The organism is Pseudomonas sp. NPDC090752, assembly GCF_055584805.1.
This window is the reverse complement of sequence record NZ_JBVJLI010000030.1, coordinates 18,755-30,031: the sequence shown is the minus strand read 5'-3', so window position 1 is coordinate 30,031 and position 11,277 is coordinate 18,755. Positions and strand designations below refer to the sequence as shown.

Below are 11,277 nucleotides of genomic sequence, written 5' to 3'. Positions count from 1 at the left end.
ACCTCCTGATCATGCGTATTAGCCTGTAAACAATGTCCCCGGTTTGAAATGTAAACGATGTCTTCGGTTTGTACCGGGGCAAGCCCGCTCCCACATGGAACGCCTCACGCCGGTCTAATGTGGGAGCGGGCTTGCCCCGCGAAGAGGCCCTGCCTGCGACCATCGTCGGCGCTGACGAACCGCCGGCTGCGTGCCAGACTGGTTGATCGGGACCGCGTTACCTTTCTTGCTCCGGAGTTTTCATGTCGTTGTCCAGCGGGCTGATCGCCGTGGTCGCCCTGGCCTATATGGCCGTCATGTTCGCCATCGCCTTCTACGGCGACCGCCGCAGCACGCCGCTGCCGCCGCGCCTGCGTGCCTGGGTGTACAGCCTGTCGCTGGCGGTGTACTGCACCAGCTGGACCTTCTTCGGTGCGGTCGGCCAGGCCGCCGAACAGCTGTGGGCCTTCCTGCCGATCTACCTGGGTCCGATCCTGCTGCTGATCTTCGCACCCTGGGTGCTGCAGAAGATGGTGCTGATCAGCAAGCAGCAGAACATCACCTCGATCGCCGACTTCATCGCCGCGCGCTACGGCAAGTCGCAGACCCTGGCGGTGGTGGTGGCGCTGATCTGCCTGGTTGGCGTGCTGCCCTACATCGCCCTGCAGCTCAAAGGCATCGTGCTGGGTGTCAACCTGCTGATCGGCGCCAATGCCGATGCCACCGGCACCCGCGTGCAGGACACCGCGCTGGTGGTGTCGCTGGTGCTGGCGTTGTTCGCCATCGTCTTTGGCACCCGCAGCCTGGACGTCACCGAACACCACCGTGGCATGGTCCTGGCGATTGCCTTCGAGTCGCTGATCAAACTGCTGGCATTCCTCGCCGTCGGTGTGTTCGTGGTGTTCAACCTGTACGACGGTTTTGACGACTTGCTGACCCAGGCACGCCAGTCCATGCACCTTGAGAGCTACTGGCAGGAAACCATCAACTGGCCGTCGATGGTGGTGCAGACCGCCGTGGCGATGATGGCGATCATCTGCCTGCCACGGCAGTTCCACGTCACCGTGGTGGAAAACATCGAACCTCAGGACATGCGCCTGGCGCGCTGGGTGTTCCCGATGTACCTGGCCCTGGCCGCGTTGTTCGTGGTGCCGATTGCCCTGGCCGGGCAGATGCTGCTACCCGGCACGGTGATTTCCGACTCGTTCGTGATCAGCCTGCCGCTGGCCGAAGCGCACCCGAGCCTGGCCCTGCTGGCCTTCATCGGCGGCGCCTCGGCCGCCACCGGCATGGTCATCGTCGAGGCCGTGGCGCTGTCGACCATGGTTTCCAACGACATGCTGCTGCCGTGGCTGCTGCGCCGTAACAACGCCGAGCGGCCGTTCGAAGCGTTCCGCCACTGGATGCTGTCGGTGCGCCGGGTGACCATCGTGGTCATCCTGCTGCTGGCGTATGTCAGCTACCGCCTGCTCGGCTCCACGGCCAGCCTGGCGACCATCGGCCAGATCGCCTTCGCCGCCGTGACCCAACTGACCCCGGCCATGCTTGGCGCGCTGTACTGGAAACAGGCCAACCGCCGCGGCGTGTTCGCCGGCCTCGCCGCAGGCATCTTCCTGTGGTTCTACACCCTGGTGCTGCCGATCACCGCGCATAGCCTGGGCTGGTCGCTTGAGTTGTTTCCAGGCCTGGCGTGGCTGCACGGCAACCCGCTGAACCTGCCGATCACGCCGCTCACCCAAGGGGTGGTGCTGTCGTTGGCCGGCAATTTCACCCTGTTTGCCTGGGTCTCGATGCTGTCGCGCACCCGCGTCTCGGAGCACTGGCAGGCCGGGCGCTTCATCGGCCAGCAGACCAGCGCGCGGCCCAATGGCAAGCCGCTGCTGGCGGTGCAGATCGATGACCTGCTGACCCTGGCCTCGCGCTTCGTCGGCGAGGAACGCGCCCGGCAAAGCTTCATCCGCTTCGCCTACCGTCAGGGCAAAGGCTTCAACCCCAACCAGAACGCCGACGGCGACTGGATCGAACACACTGAGCGCCTGCTCGCCGGCGTGCTCGGCAGCTCCTCGACCCGCGCCGTGGTCAAGGCAGCGATCGAAGGCCGCGACATGCAACTCGAAGACGTGGTGCGCATCGCCGACGAAGCCAGCGAGGTGCTGCAGTTCAACCGCGCGCTGCTGCAAGGCGCCATCGAGAACATCAACCAGGGCATCAGCGTCGTCGACCAGAACCTCCACCTGGTGGCCTGGAACCGCCGCTACCTGGAGCTGTTCAACTACCCCGAGGGGCTGATCAGTGTTGGCCGGCCAATTGCCGACATCATCCGTTACAACGCAGAACGTGGCCTGTGCGGCCCGGGCGAAGCGCAAGTGCATGTAGCGCGCCGTCTGCATTGGATGCGCCAGGGCCGGGCGCACTCGTCCGAACGATTGTTCCCCAATGGCCGGGTGATCGAGCTGATCGGCAACCCGATGCCCGGTGGCGGCTTCGTCATGAGTTTCACCGACATCACCCCGTTCCGTGAAGCGGAACAAGCGTTGCGCGATGCCAACGAAGGGCTGGAGCAGCGCGTGGCCGAACGCACCCACGAACTGTCGCAGCTCAACCAGGCGCTCTCGGAGGCCAAGAGTCAGGCTGAAGCGGTGAGCAAGTCCAAGACCCGCTTCCTGGCAGCGGTCAGCCACGACCTGATGCAACCGCTCAATGCCGCGCGGCTGTTCTCTGCCGCCCTGTCGCAGCAGGCCGAGGGCCTGAACGACGAAGCGCAGCAACTGGTGCAGCACATGGACAGTTCCCTGCGCTCGGCCGAAGAGCTGATCAGCGACTTGCTGGACATCTCGCGCCTGGAAAACGGCAAGATCACCCCGGACGCCAAGCCATTCGCCCTCAGTGAGCTGTTCGACACCCTCGGCGCCGAGTTCAAGGTACTGGCTGCCGAGAAGGGCCTGGAGTTCCGCCTGCGTGGCAGCCGCCTGCGGGTCGACAGTGACATGAAACTGTTGCGCCGGGTGCTGCAGAACTTCCTTACCAACGCCTTGCGCTATGGCAAGAGCCCGATCTTGCTGGGCGTGCGCCGCCAGGGCGAGCAACTGTGGCTGGAAGTGTGGGATCGCGGCCCGGGCATCGACGACGACAAGCTGCAGGTGATCTTCCAGGAGTTCAAACGCCTGGACAGCCACCGAACCCGTGCCGAAAAAGGCCTGGGGCTGGGCCTGGCGATCGCCGATGGCCTGTGCCGGGTGCTCGGCCACACGCTGCAAGTGCGCTCATGGCCAGGCCAAGGCACGGTGTTTCGCGTGAGCGTGCCGATCGCCCGCCAGGCAGTGGCCGCGCCGACCACGCCGGTCGAGCAGGCCAGCCAGCCGCTGGCCGGGCTGCAGGTGCTGTGCATCGACAACGAAGACAGCATCCTGATCGGCATGAACAGCCTGCTCAGCCGCTGGGGCTGCAAGGTGTGGACGGCGCGCAACCGTGCAGAGTGCGAAACGCTGCTGGCCCAGGGCATGCGCCCGCACCTGGCATTGGTGGACTATCACCTGGATGACGGCGACACCGGCACCGCGCTGATGGGCTGGCTACGCGCGTGCCTGGGCGAACCGGTGCCGGGTGTGGTGATCAGCGCCGACGGCAGCAAGGAAACCTTGGCCACGGTACATGCCGCAGGCCTGGACTACCTGGCCAAGCCGGTCAAGCCAGCAGCCTTGCGCGCCCTGCTCAATCGCCATCTGAGCCTGGTGCAGTAACCGCCACATCCGCCAGCCCTTCATCTGACAGCGCCCGCTCCAGCAGGTCGGCCGGCAGGCTCTTGCTGGCACGGGCACCCAGCAGCTTGAGCTGCTCGCTGCGGCTGACCAGGTTGCCGCGCCCCTCACAGAGCTTGTTGCGCGCGGCTGCATAGGCTTTGTCGACCTGCTGCAGGCGGTTGCCGAGTTCATCCAGGTCCTGGATGAACAGCACGAACTTATCGTACAGCCAGCCGGCGCGCTCGGCGATCTCGCGGGCGTTCTGGCCCTGGCGCTCCTGCTTCCACAGGCTGTCGATGACCCGCAGGGTGGCCAGCAGGGTGGTTGGGCTGACGATCACGATCTGCCGGTCGAACGCTTCCTGGAACAAGTTCGGCTCCGCTTGCAGGGCTGCCGAAAAAGCCGCCTCGATGGGCACGAACAGCAGCACGAAATCCAGGCTGTGCAGACCTTCGAGGCGGTTGTAGTCCTTGCTCGAAAGGCCTTTGACGTGGCTGCGCAGCGACTGGACGTGCTGCTTCAGGGCATTTTCATCATTGCCGCTGACGTACTGCTGGTAAGCGGTCAGGCTGACCTTGGCATCGACCACCACCTGCTTGTCGCCCGGCAGCATGATCAGCACGTCAGGCTGGAAGCGCTCGCCGTCGGCGCTTTTCAGGCTGACCTGAGTCTGGTACTCGCGGCCCTTCTCCAGGCCCGCATGCTCCAGCACGCGCTCGAGGATCAACTCGCCCCAGTTGCCCTGGGTTTTCTGGCCCTTGAGCGCCTGGGTGAGGTTGGTGGCTTCGTCGGACAGGCGCAGGTTGAGTTGCTGCAAGCGTTCCAGCTCCTTGCCCAGCGAGAAGCGCTCGCGCGCTTCTTGCTGGTAACTTTCCTCGACGCGCTTTTCGAAGGCCTGAATGCGCTCTTTCAATGGGTCGAGCAACTGCCCCAGGTGCTGCTGGCTGGTCTGGGCAAAGCGCTGTTCGCGTTCGTCGAAGATTTTCGTGGCCAGGTCGGCAAACTGAGCACGCAGCGTGTCGCGGGCTTCCTGCAGGTCTTCCAGGCGCTGCTGGTGGCTGTCCTGCTGCTCGCGCAGCTCAGCCTCCAGGCGTGCGCCCTGGGCTTCCAGGCGACGCAACTCGGCCTCGCGGTTCGCCCGTTCGAGATGCCAGGCGTGGGCGGCGTCGCGGGCATTGTCACGGTCGACCTGCAGCAGTTCGAGTTCGCGCCCCTGGGCGGCCAATTGCGCCTGCTTGAGGGTGTTAGCTTCGCTGAGGTCGCTGACCTCGTCGCGGCTGGCATCCAACTGTGCCTGCAGGCCGGCTTGGGCCAGCTGGGCGCCATTGAGGCGCTCTTCGAGCAAGGCGTGCTCAGCCTGCCGCGCGCCGTGGCGGCGCTGCACCTGCATGAGCCAAACCAGGCAAGGCAAAGCACCTGCCACCAAGCCCAGCAGAATGCTGGTCAGATCCACTGCCATGCTTACCCCGAACGGTTTGATGCAAATGAACTGCAGCTTATCAGTCCGCTTGCTCTGGCGCCTGCTCCGGCACGTTGGCCTGGCACAGCCGCGCGTACTCCAGCTGCGCCCGTTGATCGCCAGCGCGGGCTGCCTGGCGCAGCAACTCATGGCCGATGCGCCGGTCACGAGCGTTGCCGCAATCGCGGCAAAGCATCTGCCCCAGCCGGCTCTGGGCAACCACCACCCCCTGGCGAGCTGGCTGCTTGAGCAGGCGCCCGGCCAAATGCTTGACCTGGGGTTTGTCGCCCAGGCGTGGGTTATCGAGCAGCCACAGGGCAACCTTCAATGAGAAGCGTTTGGGTGACGGTGCTGGTGACGCCACAGCAGCGCTGGCGAGGTGTTTACCGCGAAATTTCATGAGTAACAGGGAAGGCAACCCGAAAGGCGCGCCACTCTACTCTTTTTTCTCGCGCATGACCCGTCGATTTATGGAGGGTTGAAAAAAAAATCACTGATCTTTTCTTGACGTTTCCAAGTGGATGACCAACCGGTCTGCAGGCGCCTCACGATTGTCGGACAGTTCTCTGATTTGCTGGCACACCCGTCCTAGAGCAAGCGCTCGGGACAATCCACAGTTCCTGTGGATAACTCGGTGGACAACCCCCTTACGAACCCCGCAAACCCCTATGAAATGGGGCTTACAGTCAAACTGACGATTTTTTCACCAGCTGAAATTAGTGTTTTTTTTCATTGACTTAAGGTACCAGTCAAGGCATTGGCGAGCTCCGACTGGACTGTTGCCGGGCTGTTACAACTCTCGGCGCTAATGTGAACAAGTGCACCGAAAGCCTGCATTTGAATGCACGCTATTGGTACATCCGCGCGCCAGCGGGCTATCTGGCCCTCTTCCCACAGCGCTAAAGAAACGCCATACTGCTCGGCTCACCTGAGCAAGTACGGTAATGCTTGCAAAGCTCTTCGAGTTCCGTTAAGGTGCGCCTCGTTAGTACCAAGCTGAAAGTCAATTCTGGCCAGAAGCGTCCTTGCAGGTTTGCTCCCCCCAAGAGCAGCACTGCTGAAACCAGGACCGGCCTTTTCGATGATTCACTCGCCAGCCCCGCGCTGTTCAAGCACGAATCACGTGACAGATTGATCAGGATTCCATACCGATGGCCTAGAACCTTGGCCCCGGCATGCTGCCTGCCCTCTGAAGTACCTACCAGTCAGCCCAAGCGCCAACCTTATGAATGCGCTCTCCCTGGCTGCCCTGTTCCAGTCAGGTTCGTTCGTCCCTTAATAAAGGCGTCACTGGAACGTTTCTATCATGCACGGATCATATCTCCCGTGTTTAAAGCAGGAACCTCCAACAATATGCAGACTCATCATCAAATTCAGGCTGCCATTGGCACCCTCTCCCAGGCCTTCTCGCCGTTGAAGTGCCTGATCACCGCCCCACGCAAGGGCAATTTCAGCTTCACCCTGGTGGACGAGCACGGCGTCGCCTGCCACACCGAACGCCTGTACCCAGAGCAATACAGCCGCTCGGAACCACTACAAGCCGTCATCGCCCGGACCCGTCAGTCGCTCACGGCGTGAGCGGCGAATACCGGCTCATTCATCTGATGAATGCACTCTGTCGCAAGCTACCTGATCGTTCTTGGCGTAATTGCCGCAAGGCATATGGCGCCAGACGTCAGGCAGCAATCGATTTAAAAACAGCTCTTTACACCGCGATTATCACACTACACTTCAACTCGAGCGGTCCCTACCGCTTCCGGCGGGCCTGATCAATCACCAGCTGCCAAGCTCCAGCGTCCGTCGGCCCTTTACTGCTCGAGGGCATCATGGGTATCGCGGCGAATGAATTGTGTCAGTATGTGATCCGACCGACGTTGGTCTACCTCAATCGTCATTGCGCCAGTGCCGAAGCCCTTTTGCTGGGCATCGCGGCCTGTCAGTCGGCGCTTGGCTCTGCGCTGCATGACCGGCGCGGCCATGGCCTCTACCGTATTGGCGAGCATCGCCATCAAGCCGTATGGGACGATTTCCTCGCCCGCGACCCTGAATTGGCCAGCCTGGTCCGCGGCCTGGCGAGCCAGCACGCGTTTCTGGGCGGCCCCCACCTGGAACTCACGGTAAACCTGCGCTACTCCACCGCCATCGCCTGGATGCTCATCGAGGCGCAATCCACACCTCTGCCTGCCGTTGACGATCTACTCGGTCAAGCGCGGATCTGGCGGCAGATTTTCCACCCTCAAGGCCGCCTCCGCGACTTCACCGAGGCCTGGCATTTGTGTATGAATCAGAAATTGCCACAGGCATCTTAGGAAACGCCCTACAGCATTACCGGAAAAAATGGAATTTTGGTTGGATTGTCCTACAAAACCGCTCTATCTCCTGTGTTACAGGCTATAGCGCAGCGCGTGATTTGTTGGTAGCTTTTCGCCCCGGAGATCCCAAGGAGTTTCTAATAATGAAAAAAGTAATGCTCAAAACCTCCCTCGGCGTTGCCGTTGCTCTCGCTTCCAGCCAACTGATCGCTGCCGGCTTTGCCCTCAACGAACAGAGCATCAGCAGCATGGGGACAGGTTTCGCGGGACGTTCTTCTTCTGCCGAAGATGCCAGCACCGTGTTTGGCAACCCGGCAGGCATGTCCCGCCTCAAACGCGAACAGATCACCGTGGGCGGCGCGGCCGTCATTGCCAAGTCTGACATCTCGGGCCCTGGCAGCAACCTCGGGGGGGAGACCGACGGTGACATGGTGCCTGTAGTCGGCGTACCGATGGGTTACTACGTCAAACCGATCGATGATCACTGGAGCGTCGGTTTTGGCGTCTACGTACCGTTCGGCCTGGTTACCGACTACGGCAGCGACGATGCCGCGCGCTACTGGGGCAAGAAAAGCCACGTTGAAGTTGTCACCTTCCAGCCAACCATCAGCTACGCCTTCAACGACAAGGTGTCGATCGGTTTTGGTCCAACCATCAACCGCATCAAGGGTGAACTGGGTTCGAGCCTGATCAACCCCTTCACGCCGGGCCGCAACGACGGCGAAGTGAAGATCAAGGGCGACGATACCGCCGTCGGTTACAACATCGGTATCCTGGTACAAGCCACCGACAGTACTCGCGTCGGCCTGACCTACCACTCCATGGTCGACTACAAGCTCGAAGGCAAGACCCGCGTCAGCACCCCGCTGATCGGCCCCTTCAACGGCAACAAGTTCGACGCGACCCTGAAGATCAAGACGCCGGAATCGGTGGACCTGTCGGTCACCCATGAGCTCGACGACCAGTGGACCCTGTATGCAGGCAGCACCTGGACCCGCTGGAGCCGCCTGGAAGCCATCACCGTGCAGAACGATGTGCCTGCTCCGCTGGCCGGCTCGGCATTCGAGACCATCAGCGAAGAGCAGAACTGGCATGACACCTGGGCACACGCCATTGGCGCATCCTACAAGGTGAATAAGGAATGGGTACTGCGCACCGGCTTCACCGTCGACCAGTCGCCTACCAACAACCACGACCGTTCACCGCGCATCCCGACTGGCGATCGCAAGGTGTTCAGCCTGGGTGCCGGTTGGAGCCCGAACGACGACATGACCATTGACGTGGCCTACTCCTACCTGTGGGAAGAGGACACCAAGGTCAACCAGGTCAGCGCCACCAAAGGCAGCTACCAGGCCAAGTACGAGAACAGCGCTCACGGTGTCGGTGCATCGCTCACCTACCGCTTCTGATTCGTACCGCTGCATGAAGAACCGCCCACGTGGCGGTTTTTTTACGCCTGGATTTGCCAGTTGCTACCCAGCGAATCGCGCAGGTAATCCATGAAGGCCCGCACTTTCGTGGTCAGGGCAAAACGGTCAGCCAGGCACAGGTAGACGTCCATCGGCTCGGTCTGGGCGTAGGCGTGACGGTCGTCGCGGTACTCGAACAAAGGCACCAGCGCGCCGGACGCGAGATGTGGCCTAACGATGAACTCGGCCAGGCGGGTGATACCGCCATCGTTGAGCGCCATCTGGGTCAGCGCATCGATATCGTCACTGATCAGCACCGTCCCGAATTCCGCCTCGAAACGCAGCCCATCACGTATGAAGCCCCAACGCAGGAAACGTCCATCCACCGGGTAGCGGAACACCAGGCAACGATGCTCACGCAATGCCTCGGGAGTGGCGGGCAAACCAGCGCTGGCCAGGTAGCCTGGAGACGCACAACAGATGAACGGAATGCGTGCGATATGCCTCGCCAGCAGTTGGTCTTCCAGTTGCGGGGCGATGCGCAGGCTGACATCGACGTCTTCGCGGGCATGATTGACACGTCGATCAGTCGTTATCAACTCTATCGAAAGCTGAGGATAGCGGGCACTGAAAGCGGGTATCAGCGGGGCCAGCACATGGCGGCCGAATGCCGAGGTGGAAGCAATGCAAAGACGCCCCTGAGGTTCGCTTTCTGGCGTAGTGACTGCCTGTTCGGCTAGAACCAAATCGCGCTCGATATGCCTCACCCGCTCGTAATAGAGACTACCGGCAGGGGTCAACGCCATGCTACGCGTAGTGCGGCTGAGCAGGCGCACTTGCAGATGACTTTCCAGACGCGAGAGATTCTGGCTGACTGCAGCGGGGCTGATTCCCAGATTACGCGCTCCGCCGGCGACGCTGCCGGCTTCAACCACTTTGATAAAGCTGCGGATGGCGTTGAGCAAGTCCATGTCGAGCCCTTCGATTCGTAAGAATCTCTTTATAAAGAACTCAATATCAGCGGTCTACAGTCCAAGCGCCCAGCATTGTTAACCTGCGCCTCCACCCATTTTCCAGGAGTTCGCATGAACAACCTGCCCCAGGCGCGCAGCCGCCGCAAACTGCACTCCAGCGCCACGCCGTATGTGTTTGCGTTCTACATGTCGTCGATCATGGCGCTACTGATGTGCTTCGTGATCACCGCCGCCAATGCTGGCGTTAATCCGCAGTACCTGGGGAACGTGCTCAAGGCTTACCAATTGGCGATGCCGGTTGCATTCATTTGCGTGCTGATGGTGAGGCCGCTGGTTGTGCGGTTGGTGACACTGACCGTACACCCACACAAGTAGCTTTGGGCTTTGGGCTTTGGGCTTTGGGCTTTGGGCTTTGGCCTTTGGCCTTTGGGCTTTGGGCTTTGGGCTTTGCGAGCATATCCATTGGCGATGGCGGCGCCGATTCACCTTTCCGCCCTTCCGGCGGGTTACTTTGGTCTTGGCCAAAGTAACCAAAGCCGCCCGCTCCCATCATCCGGCCCCTACGCTTCGCTCCGGGGTTCCCTCACTCCGGCCTTGCTCCCGGGAGGACCGCGCTCACGGCCCATCCATGGGCCGAAGCGCTTGACGGGCTCCTGCCCGTCACCTCCCTCCGCAAGACCTCCGCTCGGCCTCCTGAAGTCGCAATTTGCGTCGTCTGGACTATCGCGCACTAGAAGCAAAAGCCGAGCAAAAGCCGAGCAAGAGCAAGAGCAAGAGCAAGAGCAAGAGCAAGAGCAGGTCGACAGCGAGGACGGCTTATGGCTGCGAGGCAATCGCCTTTTCGATCGCGGCCCTGAACGCCGGATCATCAGGCTTGGTCAAGCTGGAGAAATTGCCGATCACCTTGCCCTTGCGGTCCACCACGTACTTGTAGAAATTCCACTTCGGCGCACTGCTCTGCTCCGCCAGCCCGACAAACAGTGGAATTGCATCCTTACCACGTACCGCCTGCGTCTTGGTCATGGTGAAGGTCACGCCGTAGTTGGCATAGCAGACCTTGGCCGTCTTCTCGCTGTCAGCGTCTTCCTGCTTGAAGTCGTTAGACGGCACGCCGAGCATTTCCAACCCCTGCTCGTGATATTCCTTGTAGGCACTCTCTAGCCCCTCGAACTGCGGTGCAAAGCCGCAATAGCTGGCGGTATTGACCACCACCAGCGGCTTGCCACCAAAGCGCTGGCACAGGTCGACCTGCTCCTTGCCACGCAACTCCGGCAGGCTGCCCTGCAGTAATGCCGGGCAATCCGCAGCCCACCCGGAATTGGCGGCAAATAGAGCCAGCAACGGCAACATCAACCCATGAGCACGCATCGTTTGGTCTCCTGCAAGAACATTCCTGGAACTTGC

Annotated in this window: 9 protein-coding genes; 5 read left to right on the top strand and 4 right to left on the bottom strand. The window is 61.4% G+C overall.

The window, feature by feature from the left end:
• Window positions 1-242 precede the first annotated feature (242 nt).
• Entirely contained in the window at window positions 243-3,719 is a 3,477-nt protein-coding gene (locus ACZ6YA_RS25360; protein WP_465900416.1) for a hybrid sensor histidine kinase/response regulator, read from the top strand.
• Here ACZ6YA_RS25360 and ACZ6YA_RS25355 read toward each other — a convergent pair.
• On the bottom strand, window positions 3,691-5,064 hold the full coding sequence (locus tag ACZ6YA_RS25355; RefSeq protein ID WP_465900420.1) for a DNA recombination protein RmuC: 1,374 nt from the start codon (window positions 5,062-5,064) through the stop codon (window positions 3,691-3,693). The two genes, ACZ6YA_RS25360 and ACZ6YA_RS25355, sit on opposite strands and share 29 nt — an antisense overlap.
• A gap of 154 nt (window positions 5,065-5,218) precedes the next feature.
• A complete protein-coding gene (locus ACZ6YA_RS25350) occupies window positions 5,219-5,578 on the bottom strand; it encodes a sel1 repeat family protein (protein WP_465900414.1) in 360 nt (119 codons plus the stop codon).
• Between the two features lie 953 nt (window positions 5,579-6,531).
• Here ACZ6YA_RS25350 and ACZ6YA_RS25345 point away from each other — a divergent pair.
• The 3 genes from ACZ6YA_RS25345 (at window position 6,532) to ACZ6YA_RS25335 (ending at window position 8,899) form a co-directional block, all read left to right on the top strand.
• The gene (locus ACZ6YA_RS25345; RefSeq protein WP_012313162.1) at window positions 6,532-6,756 is read left to right on the top strand and encodes a hypothetical protein; all 225 of its coding nucleotides are present in this window, start codon (window positions 6,532-6,534) and stop codon (window positions 6,754-6,756) included.
• A 248-nt stretch (window positions 6,757-7,004) separates the two neighbouring features.
• Entirely contained in the window at window positions 7,005-7,487 is a 483-nt protein-coding gene (locus tag ACZ6YA_RS25340) for a hypothetical protein (RefSeq protein WP_465900412.1), read from the top strand.
• 146 nt (window positions 7,488-7,633) lie between these two features.
• Window positions 7,634-8,899 (top strand): OmpP1/FadL family transporter, encoded by a 1,266-nt coding sequence (locus tag ACZ6YA_RS25335; protein WP_465900410.1) that lies wholly within the window; start codon window positions 7,634-7,636, stop codon window positions 8,897-8,899.
• A gap of 41 nt (window positions 8,900-8,940) precedes the next feature.
• On the opposite strand, the gene ACZ6YA_RS25330 is transcribed toward ACZ6YA_RS25335, so the two are convergent.
• A complete protein-coding gene (locus ACZ6YA_RS25330; protein ID WP_465900408.1) occupies window positions 8,941-9,870 on the bottom strand; it encodes a LysR family transcriptional regulator in 930 nt (309 codons plus the stop codon).
• Between the two features lie 114 nt (window positions 9,871-9,984).
• Between ACZ6YA_RS25330 and ACZ6YA_RS25325 the strand changes: the two genes are divergently transcribed.
• A complete protein-coding gene (locus ACZ6YA_RS25325) occupies window positions 9,985-10,248 on the top strand; it encodes a DUF2798 domain-containing protein (RefSeq protein WP_465900406.1) in 264 nt (87 codons plus the stop codon).
• A 441-nt stretch (window positions 10,249-10,689) separates the two neighbouring features.
• On the opposite strand, the gene ACZ6YA_RS25320 is transcribed toward ACZ6YA_RS25325, so the two are convergent.
• Window positions 10,690-11,241 (bottom strand): glutathione peroxidase, encoded by a 552-nt coding sequence (locus ACZ6YA_RS25320; protein WP_465900405.1) that lies wholly within the window; start codon window positions 11,239-11,241, stop codon window positions 10,690-10,692.
• Between the last annotated feature and the right edge of the window lie 36 nt (window positions 11,242-11,277).

What these genes read in the sequence shown, in the direction of transcription:
- ACZ6YA_RS25360 (WP_465900416.1), top strand. Translation starts at nt 243, where the DNA reads ATGTCGTTGTCCAGCGGGCTGATCGCCGTGGTCGCCCTGGCCTATATG.
- ACZ6YA_RS25350 (WP_465900414.1), bottom strand. Translation starts at nt 5,578, where the DNA reads ATGAAATTTCGCGGTAAACACCTCGCCAGCGCTGCTGTGGCGTCACCA.
- ACZ6YA_RS25345 (WP_012313162.1), top strand. Translation starts at nt 6,532, where the DNA reads ATGCAGACTCATCATCAAATTCAGGCTGCCATTGGCACCCTCTCCCAG.
- ACZ6YA_RS25340 (WP_465900412.1), top strand. Translation starts at nt 7,005, where the DNA reads ATGGGTATCGCGGCGAATGAATTGTGTCAGTATGTGATCCGACCGACG.
- ACZ6YA_RS25335 (WP_465900410.1), top strand. Translation starts at nt 7,634, where the DNA reads ATGAAAAAAGTAATGCTCAAAACCTCCCTCGGCGTTGCCGTTGCTCTC.
- ACZ6YA_RS25330 (WP_465900408.1), bottom strand. Translation starts at nt 9,870, where the DNA reads ATGGACTTGCTCAACGCCATCCGCAGCTTTATCAAAGTGGTTGAAGCC.
- ACZ6YA_RS25325 (WP_465900406.1), top strand. Translation starts at nt 9,985, where the DNA reads ATGAACAACCTGCCCCAGGCGCGCAGCCGCCGCAAACTGCACTCCAGC.
- ACZ6YA_RS25320 (WP_465900405.1), bottom strand. Translation starts at nt 11,241, where the DNA reads ATGCGTGCTCATGGGTTGATGTTGCCGTTGCTGGCTCTATTTGCCGCC.